This is a genomic window from Nonomuraea sp. NPDC059194, from assembly GCF_042754765.1.
Lineage (GTDB): Bacteria > Actinomycetota > Actinomycetes > Streptosporangiales > Streptosporangiaceae > Nonomuraea.
Map to the genome: position 1 here is coordinate 1 of NZ_JBHZBH010000028.1, position 18028 is coordinate 18028.

Below are 18028 nucleotides of genomic sequence, written 5' to 3' on the forward strand. Positions count from 1 at the left end.
TACTGCACTCGGGAGGGTGTGGGAGAGTAGGTCGCCGCCGCGCAATTCTTTAACGTTAGGCCCTGTCCGGGGAAACCTGGACAGGGCCTTTCTGCATTTCCAGGGGTGCAGAGAGAGGCCCCGATCGGGAACCTCCTACTCCATCCATTTCCGTGAAACGGAAGTGGTTCGCAAGGAGGCTGACACCGGTTGGCAAGCCGTCCGACAGCACGTCCCCGCATTCTCACTCCATGACAACCCAAGGGGTGAGCCATGCGCAAGTCAGCAGCGGCAGCGGCGGGAATAGCGGCACTGGCCGCGCTCACGGCGGTGCAGGGGGTCGCGCTCGCCGAGCCCCGACCGAAGGACGTCGCGGTGGGCACCCGGCTGGCCGCGAAGACGAACCCGGCCGTTCAGCTGATCGACCAGTCCTACACGGCGACGGTCGTGATCCGTGAGCCGGTGCCGACCAAGGCTTTCCGGGCGCTGTTCGCCAAGGCGGAACGGCTGGCGAAGGCGGGCCGGATTCCCGCCGACCACCAGAGCCGGGCCGACTGGGTGCTGAGGACGGCGGCGAAGAACGTCAAGAAGTACCTCGCGCCCGGCAAGGCCGTACGGAAGGTCGCCACGGTGGCAGGCGGTAACTGCACCGGCTGGTGGGTCACGTCTGACGGCTACATGGTGACCGCCTCGCACTGCGTAGGCGCGGCCAACGCCGAGCTGCGTCAGCTGTTCGTCAGCCAGGCGCTGTCCACGACGGTCAAGAACGACGTGCGCGACTTCACCAGGTTCGCGTCCAGGTTCGCGCAGCCCGACGAGGAGATGGCGGGGCTGGCCGAGAAGTTGTTCGTCGCCCACCACCTCAGGGTCATGCGCCTGATAGACCTCAAGAAGCCGTTGAGCGTCGTGCTGCACGACGGCCAGGGCACGATCACCCTGGGCAGCCTCGAACTGGTCGCCAAGGGGAGCAACTTCCCAGGTGAGGACTTCGCGCTGCTGAAGATGGCGGGGGCGCGGGGCCTGCCGACGGTGTCGCTGGGCCGTGACGACGACGTCAGGGTGGGCGACTCTCTCTACATCAGCGGGTTTCCCGGCATCACGGTGGCCAACCCCAACCTGGATGCGCGGTCGAAGCTGTTCCCGTCGGTGACCGAGGGCGCCTACAACGTCAAGCGCAGGACCGTGGAGGGCGTGCCGTACCTGCAGGCACAGGCGCCCGCGTACCACGGCAGCTCGGGCGGGCCGGTGTTCGGCAGCGACGGACGAGTGATCGGCATGCTGATCGCGGGGAACGTGAAGTTCGATGGAGGGTTCACGGAGAACGCCAGCTTCGTGCTGCCGGTCGGCATCATCAAGAGGCGGCTGGCCGTTGCGTCGGTGAAGCCCGTCACGTCGGCGACGTCGCGGATCTACGGCTCGGGGCTGGAGGACTACTTCGCCAGGCGGTACGGGGCGGCGCTGAAGAAGTTCCGGTTGGTGCGGGAGCTGTACCCCGCGCATCCGTATGTGGGCGGGTTCATCGAGGACACGAAGAAGGCTCTGCGCTAGCCCGGCCGAGGCGCGGACGAGCGGCGGCCACCCAATCCAAGCGGGCCAGCTACGGCAACAAAGCCCTGCGCTAGCCCGGCGCCCGCGGCCCGCGCCCCCACGGCGGGGACGCGAGCCGAAACAAAGCGACCCGTCACAAAGCGGGCCGTAACAAAGGTGGCGCTAGGGAAGGATGAGGAGCGCGTCGCCGACGGCGCGCTCGCTGCCGTCGGACGGCTTGTTGACGACCTTGCCGCCCACGACCATCGCGGTCGAGCCGCCGCCGTCGAGGTTGATCGCCTGGACCGCGCCCAGCCACTTCATCAGCTGCGCCGCCTCGATCATGTTCGCGCCGACCGTGATGCCCGGCTTGCGGCCGTCGACGGTCGCCATGACCAGGCCGCCCGAGCGCGTCACTCCGACGAGCGTGCGCGGGTGCCGGCGAAGGATCATGTTGACCGAGTCGTGACCGTCGCGCTTGGCCGTCACCTTGATGCGGCCGTTGCGGACGAGCCCGACGCCGCCGCCGATGATGCTGACGTCAGGGGCGAGCACAACGCGGCGACCGGTGCGCTGGTCGATGACCTTGGCGTCGACGTTGACGGTCCAGCTCTCCCACGCGTGCTCCCACAGCCATTCGGCCGCCGTGCCGGAGCCGTGCAGGACCCGCGATCCGGCCGGTACGGCGCCGCCCGCCTGGCGCAGGGCGGTGACCTTGCCCGTGGCGTCGATGACGGCCTCGGCGCCGCCGTCGGCAGGGGTCTTGACCCCGTACTCCTCGGTGTAGAGGACGAGTTCGTCGGCGGCGGGCAGGCGGTTGACGCCGTTGACGTCGAGGCGGGTGCCGTCCTGGGAGACGGCGACAATGGTGCTCTTGAGCTCGGTGATGCGGGCCGTACGACCCTTGAGGACGAGGGCGGAGCGGCCGGGGACGGCTTCGCTCAGCATGCGACCGCGGACGACGGAGATGCCGACCGGCTCGCCGCGCAGGGCGGGCGAGGTGTGGATGTTGAAGAAGCCGCCGTTGACGGCGGCGATCGCGTTCTGCGCCTTGGCCATCGACGAGGTGGTCTCGCGCTTGGCGACGCTGGCGCCGAGGCTGGCGGCGTAGGCGCCGCGGAAGCCGCGCGGGTCGACGGTCAGGACCTGCATCTCCCACGGGCCCGTCGTCTTCACGCCGTCGTCGCCGAGGTAGTCGGCGCGGGCCTTGACCCCCGCCTCGGCCAGCTCCTTCGCGGCCTTGTCCGCCTTGGCCTTCTCCTTGAACGGCCACAGGCCCACCCGGACCATGTAGATCTCTTCGGCGGGGTCGTCGGACACCGCGGGACGGATGATCTTCTGGAGGGTGGCGGTCTGTCCGGCGGCCTCTACCTCGGCGGCCTTGGCCTCGGCAACCTCCCGCGTGCCGTAGTCGCGCCCGTTGGGCATGAGCACGGTCACCGTGTAGCCGTCGCCTGCCGTACCCGTCGAGACGGAGTAGAGGTCGATGCCGCCGGTCACGCTCTTGTGCGTTTTCGCCGGGACACCGCGCTCGCCGAGGGGGAACCTCGCTGACGGGAAGGGCGCCGACACCTCCTGCGCGATGACGGGCACCGCGGAGGTGACCGTGAGTGCGGCGGCCGTGGCCAGGCTGGCGAGGGCGCGTCTTGACATGAAAAAACTCCCCGTGGACGAGAACAAGCCGATCTATCCTGGCGAGATCAACTACGGGGAGGGGGCGAAACACGCGAACCCGTGGGAGACAGTTATCCAATTGACACGACAACGGCGCATTGTGACCGCTCGGCGTTACCTTCCGGTAGGCCGTACATATACTGGGCCCATGACTATCAGCATGTGGTGGCGGCCGGTCGACGGCCCCTGACCCGCATGCGCACAAGGCCGTCCTCGGACGGCCTTTCGTGGTGTCTGGGGACGTTTCTCGAAGGGGACCCAGAATGAACCACACCGTGCTGACAGGTGACCGGCCGACGGGGCCGCTGCATCTCGGCCACTACTTCGGCACCCTGGCCAACCGGGTGAGACTCCAGGACGTCCATGAGGTGTTCGTGCTGGTCGCCGACTACCAGGTGATCATCGACAGGGACCGGCCAGGCGGGATCCAGGCCAACATCGACGATCTGCTCCTCGACTACCTCGCCGTCGGCCTCGACCCCGGCAAGGTGACGATCTTCCAGCACAGCGCCATCCCCGAGCTGAACCAGCTGCTGCTGCCGTTCCTGTCGCTGGTCAGCGTCGCCGAGCTCAACCGGAACCCGACGGTCAAGGACGAGATCGCGCACAGCTCACAGACCGCGGTCAGCGGGCTGATGTTCACCTATCCCGTCCACCAGGCGGCCGACATCCTGTTCTGCAAGGGCACGCTCGTTCCCGTCGGCAAGGACCAGTTGCCGCACGTCGAGGTCACCAGGCTGGTCGCGCGCCGCTTCAACGAGCGCTACGGCGCCGTCTTCCCGGTGCCCGAGGCGATGATGGGCGGCGCGCCGCTGCTCAACGGCCTGGACGGCGGCAAGATGAGCAAGTCGCGAGGCAACGCCATCTCGCTGAAGGCGAGCGAGGACGAGACCGCGGCGCTCATCCGCGCGGCGCGCACCGACTCGGACCGGCACATCACCTACGAGCCCGAGACCAGGCCGGAGGTCGCCAACCTCCTGCTGCTGGCGGGCCTGTGCCTCGGCCGCGCCCCGCAGGAGATCGCCGAGGAGATCGGGTACGGCGGGGCCCGGCGGCTCAAGGAGTTGCTGACCGAAGCGGTCAACGAGTTCCTCCGCCCGATCCGCGAGCGCAGGCGCGAGGTGGACGTGGCCGAGGCGCGCCGGATCCTGCGTGAGGGGAACGCGCGGGCAAGGGAGCGGGCGGTGGACACGCTGGAGGAGGTGCGGGTGGCGATGGGCTTCTAGCGGTCAGTGCGCCTGGTAGACCTTGCGCAGTGTCTCGTGGACGGTCCAGGTGGTTCTGGCCCCTTCGGGCAGCAGGCAGACGTCGCCGGGTCCGACCTCGACGCTCTCGCCGCCCTCGACCGCGATGGTCGCCCTGCCCGACAGCACGACGAAGATCTCGTCGCGTTCCACGTCGGTCACCACGCCGGGGGTGATCTCCCAGATGCCGCGGCCTTCGTCCAGCTCGGCCACCGAGGTGACGGGCGTGCCGGAGACGATCTGGGCGGGGTCGAGCGGGTCGGGTTCGAGCTGGACGTCGGCGACGTGCATGACGCGGATCAACGGTTCTCCCTGCGGAAGGATTCGAGGGCCAGGAGGGCGACGTGAAGCGAGAGGCAGGATTCGACGTCGTCCAGGTCGGTGTCGAGGATGCGTTCGAGGCGGCGCAGGCGGTCGTAGAAGGCGGGTCGCGACAGGTGCGCCTTCTGGGCGGCGACCGCCTTGTTGCGTCCGGCGTCCAGGTAGATGCGCAGGATGCGGGTGAGGTCGCCGCCACGCTGGGCGTCGTGCGCGAGCAGGGCGCCCAGCTCGCGCTCGGCGAACGTCTGGATCCGCGCGTCGTCGCGCAGCAGGTGGAGCAGGCCGCGCAGGCGCAGGTCGGGCAGGCGGTAGTAGGCCCTACCATCCGGCTGGCGGACCGCGACGTCGGCGACCTGCTCGGCTTCGAGGAAGCTGCGCCGTACGTCACGGATGGACTCCACCGCCGAACCGGCGGCGAGCACGAACGTCGAGCCCGGCTTCCACCGCGCGCGCAGCCGCTCGGCCAGGGCGGTCAGCGCGGGCTCGACCTGCGTGCGGGGCGGCAGCGGGAGCAGCACGCCGACGCGGTCCTGGTCGAGCGCGCCGACGAGCGCGGGCAGTTTGGCGTCGCGGCAGACGGCGGCGGTGGCCTCGGCCAGCTCGCCGAGCCGGGCCTGGCTGTCGATGGCCTGGTCGACTGGTTCGACCAGGCGCAGGACGACGCTGACGAGCTTGCGTCCGGTGAGCGGCACGCCCACCGCGCGGGCACGGGCGGCGGCCTCGTCGGGGTCGGCGTAGGCGTGGGTGAGGATGCCGGTGATGATCGTGCCGTGCGCCTGCCGTTCGAGTGACTCCTGGTGGCGCTCCAGTAACCTGCCCAGCGCCAGCGTGGTGGCGGCACGCTCGGCCAGCACCATCTCGCGGGGTCCCGGCGCGGCGTCGCAGAGCAGGATCAGCCGCCCCCAGTCCTGGCCGCGCGCGCCGACGACGGTGACCAGCCAGCCCGAGGCGGGGTCGTAGGCGGTGCGCTCCTGCGGCGAGACGGCGCGCGACCTGCTCTCCCATCCGGCCAGCAGCACGCCGGTGTCGCGGCCGGCCGACTCGCAGGCCAGCACCTGGTGGGCGAGGTTCTCCAGCAGCACGGGCCTGCCGGACAGCCTGGCCACCTGGGCCAGCACCTCGGCGGGCGAGGCGCCCTCGACGGACAGTTCGGTGAAGACCTCGTGCAACTGCTCGGAGGCGCGCAGCTCCTCCAGCTGGATGTCGATGATCCTGGCGTGCACGGACTCGGTGATCTGCACGAACGGGGTCTCGCGGGCCAGCACGATCAGCGGGAACCCGTGCTCCTCCGCGGCCTTGACGACCGCGCGGGGCAGCTCGCGCACGAACCTGCGGCCCAGCTCCACGACCAGGCCGGCCGCGCCGACGGCCGACAGTTCGCCGATGTAGGCGGCCAGCTTCTCCGGGTCCTCCGGGAGGGCGACGCCGGTGGTGAGCACCAGTTCGCCGCCGCGCAGCAGGTGCGCGATGTCGGCGATCTCGCCGACGTGCACCCACCGCACCCTGCTGTCGAGCCGGTCCGCGCCCGCGACCACGCGGGGGTTGCCCCTGCGCACGGTCTCCAGGGCCAGAACGTCGGCAATAGTGGGCAGCACGCGTGGAGCTTATCCGATCAGGATGTAATTCTGGGCATTCAACCGCTTACAGGCTGTCGATTATTTGTCCACAAATGTCGGATCTGATCGCACCAGGTCGACCATCTGCGCGACCACCACCACGACCAGCCCGACCAGCACGCCCCCGGCCAGCAAGGCGGCGCGCTCGCCCAGCCAGGCCGGCGGTACGGCGAGGCCGAGCGCGGCCGGTACGGCGGCCAGGGCCAGCACGAGTCCCCTGGCGGCGGACGCCGGCGAGGCGAGGCCGCTGTCGTCGAGGCAGCCGCACGGCACCCGGCCGCGCCTGCGCAGCAGCACGACGAGATAGCCGGCGAAGCCCGCCTGCAGCGCGGCGGTCACGGCGGCTCCGGCGGCGAACACGGGGGCGAACACGGGGTCGGAGCCCGCCAGCCACGCGCCTGCCGTGACGGCACCCGCCAGCGCCTCGGCGGCCTCCAGCCACATCGCTTGCCGTACCAGCCAGGAGGGCAGCAACCGGTGGGCGCGCAGCACCCCGGCGAGCCTGGGGCCGCGCACGAGCCGGCGGGTGGCCGCGTAGAGCAGCAGCAGGGCGCCGGGCAGGGCGAGCGCGGCGAGCATCCCCTCGTGGTTCATCGGCTCCCGTCTTCCCCGTGACAGCACCTGGTCGCAGAAGGAAAGTGAACCCCCGCCGGCTTTCTGCGCGGTTTCCGGCGCCTGTCCGTGTCGGTCAATGCGTCGATCGTCCGGTTTGAGGATCTTGACCCGCCCCGGTGCCACACAAGATCGTCAACCGCGACGGCCGACACGCGGCCACCGTTCCGGAAGGAATGCGAACCCCATGCGCACCCTCTCGCGAGTCCTGGCGCCCGCGGCGCTGGCCGCACTGCTCCTTCACGCCGCCCCCGCCGGCGCCGACCCCGTGCCCGCCGACCCCGTTCCCGCCGACGCCGCCCCTGCCGACGACGCCGTCGCCGCGGCGACGCCGGAAAGCGTGTGCGGCGCGGGCTACCGGATCATCGACTCGCTCCCGATCAGCACCCCCAGGCTCTGGGCGACCGTCTACCTGCTCTACAACAGCGGCAACGGCTACAACTGCGTGGTCACCTGGAAGAAGACCAACCTGAGCGTGCGCACCTACACCGAGGCGCGGATCCAGGTGAAGGGGTCGAGCACCATCCACCGCAACGGCGGCGACTTCTACACCTACGCGGGCCCGGTGCGGGTCAAGGCGCCCGGCAAGTGCGTCCAGTTCGGCGGGGTCGCCTCAGACGCGCCCGGCGGCCAGCGCTTCCAGTCCCTGAGCCCGTGGGGCCACTGCGGCTGACCCGCATCCAGTGACAAAGACGAGGAAAGGCGGAATCGTGATCGTACGTACGCCTGACGGTCGCACACTGACCGTCGAGGGCGAGCCCCAGCCGTTCGTGGCGGGCTGGGCCTACGCCGTCTGGGCCTACGGCCCCGACGGCGGATACCGGCTGAACGTCTCCCCGGCGGGCTCCGCCGAGTCGGTGGCCAAGAAGATGGGCGACTGGCCCCGGTACGTGGTGCGCGAGGCCACGTGGAACGGCGGCCGGATCCTGTCCCTCGAGGAGCAGGAGCAGGCCTTCACGAACATGTTGTGGATCGGGCCGCACCACGAGGTCGCGACCGTCGTCAACGGCATCGGCGTGCCACTGGAGACGTTCATGGACCGGCTGTCCCTGTTCGACGTCCGTGACGCCGCCGACGGGCTGACGCTGCTGCCCCGGGCCGGATCGGGCCAGCAACTCGGCAACATGCTGGCGGTCAACGCCATCGACCAGCTCTGCTCCGTGCAGGTCGTGCCGGTCGCCCAGACCGCCACGTACCTGCCGAACACGGCTGGCAAGAGCGTGCGCGGCGGGCGCATGTGGCGCATTGACGAGACCGACCAGCGGGGGCGCGTGAGCTCCAGGTCCGCTCTGGTGGTCAACGAGACCACCGCGACCACGATCACCGCGGCGCAGCCGGACGATCCCCGGTTCATCGCCGCCGTGGAGTCCATCACCTGCGGCCTGGGCTGAGCCCATGCAGAACATCGTCAACTCACTGGCGGTGCTGGCCTTCCTGGCCAGCGTGCTGTCCCTGTTCGCGCTCTCGGCGATGCTCAAGATGATCAGGGACCTGCAGAACGCCGCGCTGAGGGCGCCGGCCGCCGTCCGCCACGACACGCCACGCGTCGTCGAGCGGTTCGCCTCCGCCGACGGCCGTCCCACCTACGTGCTGGTGGTCTCGTCCGGCTGCGGCAGCTGCGAGGAGCGCGCGCTGCACCTGGCGCGCGTCGCCCACGCGGTGCCGGACGGCCGCCTCGTCCTGCTCGCGGCCAGCCTGGACTGCGCCGAATGGGTGGCCGGCGCGCCGGTCGAGGCGTTGATCGACGCCGAGCTGCTCGGCCGCGTCGCCGTCGGCGCCACACCCACCCTCCTCAGATACACCGCCGCAGGCGTCGAGGAGTGGCGCAGGCTGGCCGGTTCGGACGACGACCTGGACAACTTGCTCCGCGTCAACGCGGCCAGCGCCGCCGACCAGAAGGGAACCAGATGAACCAAGGGAACCAGATGAACATCGACGTCGACCGGTACTGGTCACAGGTGCCGCACGCAGACGACGACGAGAACGTCGGCACCACCATCGTCAGGAAGGCCAGGCCGTCCCGCAGGACGGTGTTCAAGTCGCTCGGCGTGCTCGGCGGGGCGCTCGCGCTCAACATCGTCTCGGCGCTGCCGCCGAACCGGGTCAGGAGCGCCGAGGCCGTGGCCGGCAACGAGTACACGAACTGCGCCGGCTACAACAACTTCACCGGCTACAACAACAACAGCAAGGCATGCGTGGGCGCGCCGTACTCGAGGTCGTACTGCGGCGCCGACGGCTGGTTCAAGCGCGGCAGCGGCACCTGCTGGAACAGCTACGCCGTCAAGGCGTGCGGGAACGGCATGACCAAGCGGAACGCCTGGCGCTGGACGCACGGGGGCACCCCGTACCGGTGCGCCGACGGCCACATCGCCACCTGCGACGGTTCGAACACCCTGTACATCTGCTCGTGGTCCAACCCCTGACATGAGGGCCGCGTCGTGGATGGCCGTCTGTGCCGCCGTTCTGGCGGCGGTCCAGACGGCCTGGTCGATCCCGCTCGACGTGCCGGCGTGGATCCTGCTGGGCGTGACGGCCGGATTCTCGCTGTCGGGGTCGGTTTGAAGCCTCAACTCAGCGGATCTGCTGACCTCGTCGGTCTGGCGAGACAAGCTTCTGATCTTCAACTCCGGGCTGATGCTCGGCGCCCTGGTCTCGGGGGCCGTCGTCGGCGCGGTGGCGGGAATCGCGTCCGTGATCCCGGAGGTGGTGCGGCTGTGGGCGCTGCTGCCCGCCCTGCTCGTCATCATGTCGTTCGAGCTGGTCGGCCGGCCCCTGTCACTGCCCCAGAACCGCAGGCTCGTGCCGCAGGACGTCATTCCGAAGGCCGAGTTCGAGGGACCGCTGCAGTTCGGGTTCGAGATGGGCACGGGCGTGCGGACCTTCACGCCGACCGCGCTGCCGCACCTGCTGGTGGCCGTCATCGTGCTGGCCGGTGGGCTCGGGCCTGGGCTGCTGGCGGGCGTCGGCTTCGGCGTCGGGCGGGCGCTGATGCCGTACCTCAGATCGCGCAGCGCGGATTCGCGGCAGTGGGACAGGGATCTGCTGCGTGCACTGTCGCGGTTGGGGCAGATCTGTGCTGCGGGCTTCCTGCTAGCCGTGGCCGTCATCCTGCTGTGATTCGGGGAAGGACATCATGAACCAGCGCATCCGCCGCGCGGGCGCGGCAGTGGCCATCGCGGCCTTGTGGGCGACCGGCTGCGGCGCCTCGGCGGCCACCCCGTCGCCCACGGCGGGTACGGCGGGCGGGCAGGACCGGCCGCTGGATGCCTTGCTGCTGGAAGCGGGACAGCTCGGCGGCGGCCGCGAGTGGACGGCGGGCGAGACCGGCAGGTCGGCGTGGGCCGGCCTGCCGGCCGACCGGGTCCCGTGCGGGGTGAAGGCGATCGCCGCCGACACCGAGCAGACCGTCAGGCGTGACTTCCGCGCCGCCAATGGGGCCGCCAATGGGGCCGCCGGCGGGGCCACGGTGTGGGAGCTGGTCGTCGCGGCGCCCGGCGAAGGGGTGCAGCGGCTCAAGCGCTTCTACGCCGAGTGCGACGCCGTCGGCGAGGTGGAGTCGGTCGGCGGGCCCGCCACTGTCGCCCGCCTTGCCGGCGGCGTCCAGATCGCGACCGCCACTGACGACCATCTGCTCGTGGTGGGCGGGAGCCTGGACGAGGCGGAGCTGCGCCGTATCACCGACGTGGCCCGCACCCGCGCGTCGGGCGGCTGATCGCCTGACAAGAACCCACGCTCGGGCGCGGGCGTGCGGGAGCGGCGTTCACCGGGCGCGGGCGGGCAGGCGGGCCATCGACAACGTGCCGGGCTTCGGCTGCCGGTAGCGGCGCAGCACCATCGCGCGTACCGGAACCAGCAGCCGGTAGCGGCGGCCCGTGGCGCTCTCGAACGGCAGCACGCAGCCACGGTCCACGAGCGCGGCGAGCACCCCCGGCACGCTCGCGGCGTCCAGCGGCGGTTCGGCGCACTCCGCCACCGCGCAGTGGAGCCCGAAGTCGCCGGGGAAGGCGGCGACCCTGAGCAGCAGCGCCCGTTGCGGGCTCGTCAGCCCCTGCCAGACCTCGTCGAGTCCGTCGGCGAAGCGCGCCGCGGCCGGGTTCACGTCGTCGATGAGCGCGCCCAGGTCCTGTTCGGCCTGCTCGGCCAGCACCCGCACCGGGAAGGCGCGCGTGAGAGAGGCCAGGCTCTCTATGACCGCGGGCACCCCGTCGGCCAGCGCGCCCAGCCGCGCCAGCCACGGCTGGTCGTCGGGCCCGAAGTCCAGTCCTGGTACGGCCTCGGCGGCCCTGGCCCGCAGCAACCGTTCGGCCGCGGCGGCGTCCAGCGGCCCCAGGCTCCAGATGACCTCACCGGACACGCCGAGGGGCCGTCTCGCGGTGACCAGCACAGTGAGTTCGGGACTGGCGGCCGCCAGCCGCTCGGCCGCGGCTCGCGCCTCGCCCATCCGCCCGTCGCAGTCGTCGGCGACGAGCAACGCGGGCCCCGTACCCGAGGGCGGCGACAACGGCTCGTGCGGCCGCGCGACCCGCACTCCGCCCGGGAAGTGCCGGGCCTCCCGTACGGCCAGCTCCGCGCACAGCCGTGACTTGCCGATCCCCGGCGGGCCGATCACGGTGACCAGCCGCCGGCTGCGCAGCAGGTCGGCCAGCCCCGCGTGGTCGCGTTCCCTGCCCACGAGCCGCGCCCGCGCCCCCGGTCCGTGCTCCCCGTCTTCCCCGTGCTGTCCGTCTTCCCCGTGCTCCCCGCGCTGCCCGTACGCGGGGCGGCCTGCCTCACTCGCGCCGCCGCTCCTGCCCTGGTTCCCGTCCGGCGGGTCGCTTCCGGTGAGGGCGCGCAGGTGAGCCTGGCGTAACAGGGTGCCGGGCTCGATGCCGAGCTCCACCGCCAGGCGCCGCCTGATCCGGTCGAACGTCACCACCGCGGCCCCCTGCTGCCCCGTGGCGACCAGTCCCTCGATCAGGATCGCGTGCGCCTCCTCGTCCAGCGAGTCGGCCCTGCACAGCCGCTCCACCAGCCCGATGGCCGGCTGCGGCCGGCCCTCGTCGAGCGCCGCCCTGGCCGCACGCCTGGTCACCGCGTCCCGCTCGGCCAGCAGCGACTCGATGATGCGGCCGTCGGCACGCCGTTCGGGCACGTTCGCGAAGGGGCGCCCCCGCCACAGTGCCAGCGCCGCGGTGAGCCTCTCGCAGGTCGCGTCGTTCCTGGCGACCTCGCGGCGGAACACCTCCAGATCGGTGAGCCCGCCGTCCAGGTCGAGGTGGTAGCCGTCCGAGCCGGTGCCCACGCGCACCCGGGTCTCGCCCGACACGCGCAGCCAGGTGCGCAGCCGGCAGGCGGCCAGATGGAGGGCGCCCTTGGGATCGCGTGGCGGCTGGTCCTGCCACACGACCCTGATGATCTCGGCCGACGGCACCGGCGTTCCCGCCGACACGGCCAGCAGGCCGAGCAACGCCCGCAGCAGTGGAGCGGACGGCGTGAGCACCACTCTGTCGCGCATCAGTCCGACGGCCCCCAGCACGCCGACCGATACGCGTCCGACTTCGCGAACCTGATCAACGTTCATGTCGCTGATCGTGGGACAGGGCGCTTTCCGCGACCTTTCCTCGGCCTTTCGCCTCCCGCGGGCGGCGGCCGGCCGCGTTCCCGGCTCACCTGGCCGCCACCCTGCCCGCAACCGTGGCCACACCAGGGCCCTCGCCGGGACCTCTGGGCCTGACCGGCACGGCGGGACGGTTGGCCGGTAGGCCCGCCGCGATCCACGCCTGGAAGCCCCCGATCACGTCGGTGGCCAGGGCCAGCCCGATCTGGCGCAGGCTCGCGGCGGCCAGGCTGGAGGCGTAGCCCTCGTCGCACAGCACGATCCACCTCACGGTGGCCGAGGAGGCTTCGGGGACGCGGGCCGCGCTCCGCGGGTCGAGCCGCCACTCCAGGTGGTTGCGCTCGATCACGACGGCGTCCGGGACCTCGCCGTCCCTGCGCCGCTGCCACTCGGGACGGGTGTCGGCGAGCAGGCCGTCGCCGGCGCGTGTCATCGCCCACGCCTGCTCGGGGGTCAGCCGCGTCAGCCCGGTGCGGGTACGCAGCAGCAGATCGTCGATGCTCACGACGCTCCACGGGAGAGGGAAGGGATTGGCGGAGGCGGACGGGAATCGAACCCGCCGCGCCGAGATACTCGGCGCCACCGATTTTGAAGACCGGGAGGGCCACCAGGCACCTTGTCGCCTCCACCCCGCACCCTAGCGGATCATGATCGTGGCGTCTCCCGCCTCCACCAATTCGCCGATCACCGGCGCGCCCGGGATCTCGCCCGCCACCAGCAGCCCACCGGAGGTCTGCGCGTCGGCCAGCAGCAGGAGCGTCTCCTCGGTCGCCGAGCCGGTGTCGAGGTGCGGGGCCACCCACTCCAGGTTGCGCCGCGACCCTCCGGGCACGTACCCGTCGCGGACCGCTTCCCGCGCCCCGGCCAGCAGCGGCACGGCGGCGGCGTCGACGACCGCGCTCACCCCCGACGCCCTGGCCAGCTTGAACAGGTGCCCCAGCAGCCCGAACCCGGTCACGTCGGTGGCGCACGTCACGCCCGCGCCCAGCGCCGCCCGCGAGGCCTCGGCGTTGAGCGTCGTCATGATCTCGACCGCCTCGGCGAACACCTCGCCCGTGGCCTTGTGCCGGTTGTTGAGCACGCCAAGACCCAGCGGCTTGGTCAGTGAGAGCGGCGCGCCGGCCTTGCCCGCATCGTTGCGCATCAGCCGATCGGGGTCGGCCAGGCCGGTCACGGCCATGCCGTACTTGGGCTCGACGTCCGTCACGCTGTGCCCGCCCGCCAGGTGGCAGCCGGCTCGCGCGGCGACCTCCGCACCGCCGCGCAGCACCTCTCTGGCCAGCTCGTACGGCAGGCGCTCGCGCGGCCAGCACAGCAGGTTGAGCCCCACCACGGGCCGCCCGCCCATCGCGTACACGTCCGAGAGCGCATTGGCCGCCGCGATCCGCCCCCAGTCGTAGGGGTCGTCGACCACGGGCGTGAAGAAGTCGGCGGTGCTCACGATCGCCGTGTCGCCGTCGATCCTGACGACCGCGGCATCGTCGCCGGTCTCCAGACCCACGATCAGATCGCCCAGCGGATCGGCGGGTGTCACACCGAACCCGGTCAGCACCTCCTCCAGCTCGCCGGCCGGGATCTTGCACGCACAGCCACCACCCTGGGCGAATTGCGTCAATCTCACCATGATCAGACTCTAGAGCGATCTATCTTGAGCCGCATGACCGATCCGCGCCGATTCATACCGCGAACTGATGCCGTGCTAGCCGACCCGCGGCTCGGCGAGGCCTTGGCGCGGCTGGGCCGTACCCGGGTGAAAGCCGCCGTCATGGACGCGCAGCGGCGCGCGAGGCAGGGTGCCATCACGCCCGGCCAGGTGGTGGAGGCGGCCCTCGACGAGCTGACCAGGTCCGGGCCGCGCAGGGTCGTCAACGCCACCGGCGTGCTCCTGCACACCAACCTCGGCAGGGCGGCGCTGTCGGCGGCGGCGATCGAGGCGGTGCGGGCCGCCGCCGGCACCACCGACGTGGAGCTGGACCTGGCCACCGGGCGCAGGGGGCGGCGGGGCGGGACGGCCATGGCGGCGCTGGCCAGGGCGGTCCCCGACGCGGGCGCCGTGCACGTGGTCAACAACAACGCCGCGGCCCTCGTGCTGGCGGCCACCGCGCTGGCGCAGGGGCGCGAGATCGTGGTCAGCAGGGGCGAGCTCGTCGAGATCGGCGATGGCTTCCGCCTGCCCGACCTGCTCGCCTCGACCGGGGCGCGGCTGCGGGAGGTCGGCACCACCAACCGGACGCGGGTCGCCGACTACGCCGACGCCATCGGCCCCGACACCGGGTTCGTGCTGAAAGTGCACCCGTCCAACTACCGTATCGAGGGCTTCACGGCGTCCCCGGCGATCGCCGAGCTGGCCGGGCTCGGCGTGCCGCTGGTGGCCGACGCGGGGTCCGGGCTGCTGCGGCCCGACCCGGCGCTGCCAGGCGAGCCGGACGCGGCCACCTGGCTGGCTGAAGGCGCGGACCTGGTGACCGCCAGCGGCGACAAGCTGCTCGGCGGCCCCCAGTGCGGCCTGCTGCTGGGCCGCGCCGACCTGGTCGACCGGCTGCGCCGGCACCCGCTCGCCCGCGCCCTGCGGGTGGACAAGCTCACGCTCGCCGCGCTCGAGGCGACCATCGAAGGGCCGCCCCCGCCGACGGCGCTCGCCCTGCACGCCGACCCCGCCGACCTGCTGGCCAGGGCCACGGCGCTCGCCGTACGGCTGGCCGACAAGGGGCTGGCGGCCGCGGCCGTGACCAGCGTGGCCCGTGTCGGCGGCGGCGGCGCGCCCGGCGTCGAGCTGCCGAGCGCCGCCGTCGCCCTGGACGAGTCGCTCGCCGAGCCCCTCCGCCTGGGCGAGCCGCCCGTCCTCGGCCGCGTCGAGCGCGGGCGCTGCCTGCTCGACCTGCGGGCGCTGGCCCCTGACGACGACCGGATCCTGTTCGACGCGGTGGTGGCCGCATGCGGGTGATCGCCACCGCGGGACACGTCGACCACGGCAAGTCCACGCTGCTGCGCGCGCTGACCGGGATGGAGCCCGACCGCTGGGAGGAGGAGCGGCGCCGCGGGCTGACCATCGACCTCGGCTTTGTGTGGACCGGCGACCTCGCCTTCGTCGACGTGCCAGGCCACGAGCGCTTCCTGACCAACATGCTGGCAGGCGTGGGCCCGGTGCCCGCCGTGCTGTTCGTCGTGGCGGCCGACGAGGGCTGGCGCGTGCAGTCGCAGGAGCACCTGGACGCCGTCGCCGCGCTGGGCATCACCCGCGGGGTGCTCGCGATCACCAGGGCGGACCTGGCCGACCCGGGCGCGGCCCTGGCCGAGGCGCGGGCCAGGATGGAGGGCACCACGCTGGAGGGCATCCCGGCGGTGGCCGTCAGCGGCCGCACCGGCTCCGGCCTGCCCGAGCTGCGGGCCGCCCTCGCCGCGATGGCGGCCGCGCTGCCCGACCCCGACCCGGGATCCGACGTGCGGCTGTGGATCGACCGGGTGTTCACGATCGCGGGACGGGGCACCGTCGTCACCGGCACGCTCGGCGCGGGCACGCTGGCGACCGGCGACACCGTTCAGGCCGGCGGCGAGACCCTGCGGGTGCGCGGCCTGCACAGCCTCGGACAGGCGTGCGACGAGATCGCCGGGCCCGCCCGGGTGGCGGTCAACGTGCGCGGCGCCGCCGACGGCTTGCGGCGCGGCGACGTGCTGGTGACGCCCGGCCGCTGGCTGCCCACCACGGTCCTGGACGTACGGCTGTCGCCGCCAGGGGACGTGCCGCGCCGACCGCCCCGCCAGGTGGTGTGGCACATCGGATCGGCCGCCGTGCCTGCCACCGTCAGGCCGCTGACCACGGGCACGGCGGCTGACACGGGGGCCGGCACGGGGGCCGGCACGGGGGCCGGCACGGGGGCCGGCACCGCCAGGATCGTCCTGGCGGAGGCCCTGCCGTTGCGGATCGGCGACCGGGCCCTGCTGCGCGACCCCGGCAGCCGCCACCTGTGGGGGGCGACGGTCCTCGACGTCCGGCCGCCGGAGCTGCGGCGCAGGGGCGCGGCCGGCCGTCGGGCGGCCGAGCTCGCGGCGATGGACGGCCGCGGCGACCTCGCCGCCGAGCTGCGCCGTCGCTGTCTGGCCAGGCGCGCCGACCTGGCCGCCATGGGCGCCCCCACCGACGACCTCCCCGAAGGGACGGTGGCGGTGGGGGAGTGGCTGGCCGATCCCGCCTCGTGGGCGGCCTGGCGGGACCGGCTTGCCGCCCTCGTCCAGGCGCGGGCCGTCCGGGACCCGCTGGACCCTGGCCTTCCCCTGGAGGCGGCCCGGCAGGCCCTCGGGCTGCCGGACCGGACGCTGGTGGACGCGCTCGCCGCGCCCCTGCGGCTGCGGAGGGAGCGGGGACGGCTGCTGCCGCCGGGTGCGGCGCTCCCTCCCGCCACCGAGCGGGCGGTCCGTGCGCTGGAGGCCGGGTGGGCCGCCGAACCCTTCGCCGCTCCCGACAGCGAGCGGCTGGCCGCTCTGGGCCTGGACGCCCGCGCCCTGGCCGCGGCCGAGTCCGCCGGCCGGCTCACCCGCCTGGCGCCTGGCGTCGTCCTGCCTGCCGACGCCGCCGGACGGGCCGTGGCCGTGCTGGCCACGCTGCCCAGGAGGTTCACCACGGCGCAGGCCAGACAGGCGCTGGGCACCTCGCGCCGGGTCGCGATCCCGCTGCTGGAGAGCCTCGACGCGGCGGGTGTGACCCGCCGGGCGACGGACGGCGAGCGGGAGCTCGTCGGGCCCGACTAGGCGCCGAGCCGTCGCTCCAGGCCGTCGAGCACGCACAGCAGGCCGAAGTCGAAGTTCATCTCGCGCATGGCCCGATCGTCGATGCCCTCGTAATGCTTGTTGCGGGCCAGGAGCTCGGGATAGTCGGCCGCCGCCTGCTCCACGACCTCCCGCAGGCTCACGTCGTCGAAGTCGCCCGACTCCGCCCATGCGCGCCAGGCGACCTCGGGAATGGTCGTGCCGATGACGAACGCGATGATCGCCGAGCTCGCGTAGTCCTGCTCCCTTCCGCGGAATCCGGCCAGGTAGAGCGCCTTGCGTAGCAGCTCGCCCACGCGCAGCGAGTTGGGCCCGATGGCGGGCAGCCTGCCGATCAGAGCACTGGCCCACGGGTGTGCCAGGATCGTCTGCCGCATGCCGTAGGCGAAGGCGGTGGCGGTGTCCTTCCAGCCCGCCGTCTCGGGGTCGGGCACCGGCATCTCGCCCCAGATCTCGTCATAGGCCAGTTCGAGCAGCTCGTCCTTGTTGGCCACGTGCCAGTAGAGGCTGGTGGCGCCCGCGCCGAGTCTGGCGCCGAGCTTGCGCATGCTCAGCGCGTCGAGGCCCTCCGCGTCGAGCAGTTCGAGCGCGGCGCGGACGATCTGGTCACGGGTGAGCCCCTGCCCCTGCGCCTTGCTCTGCCGGGGTTCGCGGGTCCACACCGAGGTGAACTGCTTGCTGGTCACACCTTCAGC

Annotated in this window: 19 protein-coding genes and 1 tRNA gene; 11 read left to right on the forward strand and 9 right to left on the reverse strand. The window is 72.4% G+C overall.

What is annotated here, in order from left to right:
* Window positions 1-252: 252 nt before the first annotated feature.
* A complete protein-coding gene (locus ACFXJ8_RS29320; RefSeq protein WP_379647196.1) occupies window positions 253-1527 on the forward strand; it encodes a serine protease in 1275 nt (424 codons plus the stop codon).
* A gap of 162 nt (window positions 1528-1689) precedes the next feature.
* On the opposite strand, the gene ACFXJ8_RS29325 is transcribed toward ACFXJ8_RS29320, so the two are convergent.
* Window positions 1690-3159: a phosphodiester glycosidase family protein gene (locus ACFXJ8_RS29325; RefSeq protein WP_379647197.1), complete on the reverse strand. Its 1470-nt coding sequence runs from the start codon at window positions 3157-3159 to the stop codon at window positions 1690-1692.
* A gap of 284 nt (window positions 3160-3443) precedes the next feature.
* Between ACFXJ8_RS29325 and trpS the strand changes: the two genes are divergently transcribed.
* On the forward strand, window positions 3444-4406 hold the full coding sequence (gene trpS / locus ACFXJ8_RS29330; protein ID WP_379647198.1) for a tryptophan--tRNA ligase: 963 nt from the start codon (window positions 3444-3446) through the stop codon (window positions 4404-4406).
* 3 nt (window positions 4407-4409) lie between these two features.
* Here the strand turns inward: trpS and ACFXJ8_RS29335 are convergent, their stop codons facing one another.
* Genes ACFXJ8_RS29335 through ACFXJ8_RS29345 form a run of 3 tightly spaced genes read right to left on the reverse strand, consistent with a single transcriptional unit; the run spans window position 4410 to window position 6955 of the window.
* The gene (locus tag ACFXJ8_RS29335) at window positions 4410-4727 is read right to left on the reverse strand and encodes a cupin domain-containing protein (protein WP_379647199.1); all 318 of its coding nucleotides are present in this window, start codon (window positions 4725-4727) and stop codon (window positions 4410-4412) included.
* Window positions 4724-6340, reverse strand: a complete 1617-nt coding sequence (locus ACFXJ8_RS29340; protein ID WP_379647200.1) for a PucR family transcriptional regulator — start codon at window positions 6338-6340, stop codon at window positions 4724-4726. Before ACFXJ8_RS29340 ends, ACFXJ8_RS29335 begins: the two co-directional genes overlap by 4 nt.
* 60 nt (window positions 6341-6400) lie before the next feature.
* Complete coding sequence (locus tag ACFXJ8_RS29345; protein WP_379647201.1) at window positions 6401-6955, reverse strand: MauE/DoxX family redox-associated membrane protein; 555 nt, start codon at window positions 6953-6955, stop codon at window positions 6401-6403.
* Window positions 6956-7160: 205 nt separating this feature from the next.
* Here ACFXJ8_RS29345 and ACFXJ8_RS29350 point away from each other — a divergent pair, with 205 nt between their 5' ends.
* The 7 genes from ACFXJ8_RS29350 to ACFXJ8_RS29380 all read left to right on the forward strand — a co-directional run bounded on the left by ACFXJ8_RS29350 (window position 7161) and on the right by ACFXJ8_RS29380 (window position 10685).
* Window positions 7161-7646, forward strand: a complete 486-nt coding sequence (locus ACFXJ8_RS29350; protein WP_379647202.1) for a spore-associated protein A — start codon at window positions 7161-7163, stop codon at window positions 7644-7646.
* A gap of 37 nt (window positions 7647-7683) precedes the next feature.
* The gene (locus ACFXJ8_RS29355) at window positions 7684-8364 is read left to right on the forward strand and encodes a hypothetical protein (RefSeq protein ID WP_379647203.1); all 681 of its coding nucleotides are present in this window, start codon (window positions 7684-7686) and stop codon (window positions 8362-8364) included.
* Between the two features lie 4 nt (window positions 8365-8368).
* Window positions 8369-8884: a hypothetical protein gene (locus ACFXJ8_RS29360; protein WP_379647204.1), complete on the forward strand. Its 516-nt coding sequence runs from the start codon at window positions 8369-8371 to the stop codon at window positions 8882-8884.
* A gap of 14 nt (window positions 8885-8898) precedes the next feature.
* A complete protein-coding gene (locus tag ACFXJ8_RS29365) occupies window positions 8899-9396 on the forward strand; it encodes a hypothetical protein (protein WP_379647205.1) in 498 nt (165 codons plus the stop codon).
* 1 nt (window position 9397) lies between these two features.
* A complete protein-coding gene (locus ACFXJ8_RS29370) occupies window positions 9398-9535 on the forward strand; it encodes a hypothetical protein (RefSeq protein ID WP_379647206.1) in 138 nt (45 codons plus the stop codon).
* Between the two features lie 72 nt (window positions 9536-9607).
* Entirely contained in the window at window positions 9608-10090 is a 483-nt protein-coding gene (locus ACFXJ8_RS29375) for a hypothetical protein (protein WP_379647207.1), read from the forward strand.
* A gap of 16 nt (window positions 10091-10106) precedes the next feature.
* A complete protein-coding gene (locus ACFXJ8_RS29380; RefSeq protein ID WP_379647208.1) occupies window positions 10107-10685 on the forward strand; it encodes a hypothetical protein in 579 nt (192 codons plus the stop codon).
* 48 nt (window positions 10686-10733) lie between these two features.
* Here ACFXJ8_RS29380 and ACFXJ8_RS29385 read toward each other — a convergent pair whose 3' ends face one another.
* The 4 genes from ACFXJ8_RS29385 to selD all read right to left on the reverse strand — a co-directional run bounded on the left by ACFXJ8_RS29385 (window position 10734) and on the right by selD (window position 14193).
* Complete coding sequence (locus ACFXJ8_RS29385; RefSeq protein ID WP_379647209.1) at window positions 10734-12533, reverse strand: BTAD domain-containing putative transcriptional regulator; 1800 nt, start codon at window positions 12531-12533, stop codon at window positions 10734-10736.
* A gap of 85 nt (window positions 12534-12618) precedes the next feature.
* On the reverse strand, window positions 12619-13074 hold the full coding sequence (locus ACFXJ8_RS29390; RefSeq protein ID WP_379647210.1) for a rhodanese-like domain-containing protein: 456 nt from the start codon (window positions 13072-13074) through the stop codon (window positions 12619-12621).
* A 26-nt stretch (window positions 13075-13100) separates the two neighbouring features.
* Window positions 13101-13196, reverse strand: a tRNA-Sec gene (locus ACFXJ8_RS29395).
* Between the two features lie 10 nt (window positions 13197-13206).
* On the reverse strand, window positions 13207-14193 hold the full coding sequence (gene selD, locus ACFXJ8_RS29400; protein WP_379647211.1) for a selenide, water dikinase SelD: 987 nt from the start codon (window positions 14191-14193) through the stop codon (window positions 13207-13209).
* Window positions 14194-14226: 33 nt separating this feature from the next.
* Between selD and selA the strand changes: the two genes are divergently transcribed.
* Together selA and ACFXJ8_RS29410 are read left to right on the forward strand one after the other, a co-directional pair.
* Window positions 14227-15513 (forward strand): L-seryl-tRNA(Sec) selenium transferase, encoded by a 1287-nt coding sequence (gene selA, locus ACFXJ8_RS29405; protein ID WP_379647212.1) that lies wholly within the window; start codon window positions 14227-14229, stop codon window positions 15511-15513.
* Window positions 15504-17315, forward strand: coding sequence for a SelB C-terminal domain-containing protein (locus ACFXJ8_RS29410; protein WP_379647213.1), 1812 nt, complete (start codon window positions 15504-15506; stop codon window positions 17313-17315). The genes selA and ACFXJ8_RS29410 overlap by 10 nt, the downstream gene beginning before the upstream one ends.
* Here the strand turns inward: ACFXJ8_RS29410 and ACFXJ8_RS29415 are convergent.
* On the reverse strand, window positions 17312-18019 hold the full coding sequence (locus tag ACFXJ8_RS29415; RefSeq protein ID WP_379647214.1) for a TetR/AcrR family transcriptional regulator: 708 nt from the start codon (window positions 18017-18019) through the stop codon (window positions 17312-17314). The genes ACFXJ8_RS29410 and ACFXJ8_RS29415 overlap by 4 nt on opposite strands.
* Window positions 18020-18028: the final 9 nt, after the last annotated feature.

Coding starts and splice junctions, on each gene's coding strand:
- ACFXJ8_RS29320 (WP_379647196.1), top strand. CDS start 253: ATGCGCAAGTCAGCAGCGGCAGCGGCGGGAATAGCGGCACTGGCCGCG.
- ACFXJ8_RS29325 (WP_379647197.1), bottom strand. CDS start 3,159: ATGTCAAGACGCGCCCTCGCCAGCCTGGCCACGGCCGCCGCACTCACG.
- trpS (WP_379647198.1), top strand. CDS start 3,444: ATGAACCACACCGTGCTGACAGGTGACCGGCCGACGGGGCCGCTGCAT.
- ACFXJ8_RS29345 (WP_379647201.1), bottom strand. CDS start 6,955: ATGAACCACGAGGGGATGCTCGCCGCGCTCGCCCTGCCCGGCGCCCTG.
- ACFXJ8_RS29350 (WP_379647202.1), top strand. CDS start 7,161: ATGCGCACCCTCTCGCGAGTCCTGGCGCCCGCGGCGCTGGCCGCACTG.
- ACFXJ8_RS29360 (WP_379647204.1), top strand. CDS start 8,369: ATGCAGAACATCGTCAACTCACTGGCGGTGCTGGCCTTCCTGGCCAGC.
- ACFXJ8_RS29365 (WP_379647205.1), top strand. CDS start 8,899: ATGAACATCGACGTCGACCGGTACTGGTCACAGGTGCCGCACGCAGAC.
- ACFXJ8_RS29370 (WP_379647206.1), top strand. CDS start 9,398: ATGAGGGCCGCGTCGTGGATGGCCGTCTGTGCCGCCGTTCTGGCGGCG.
- ACFXJ8_RS29375 (WP_379647207.1), top strand. CDS start 9,608: ATGCTCGGCGCCCTGGTCTCGGGGGCCGTCGTCGGCGCGGTGGCGGGA.
- ACFXJ8_RS29380 (WP_379647208.1), top strand. CDS start 10,107: ATGAACCAGCGCATCCGCCGCGCGGGCGCGGCAGTGGCCATCGCGGCC.
- ACFXJ8_RS29385 (WP_379647209.1), bottom strand. CDS start 12,533: ATGAACGTTGATCAGGTTCGCGAAGTCGGACGCGTATCGGTCGGCGTG.
- selD (WP_379647211.1), bottom strand. CDS start 14,193: ATGGTGAGATTGACGCAATTCGCCCAGGGTGGTGGCTGTGCGTGCAAG.
- selA (WP_379647212.1), top strand. CDS start 14,227: ATGACCGATCCGCGCCGATTCATACCGCGAACTGATGCCGTGCTAGCC.
- ACFXJ8_RS29410 (WP_379647213.1), top strand. CDS start 15,504: ATGCGGGTGATCGCCACCGCGGGACACGTCGACCACGGCAAGTCCACG.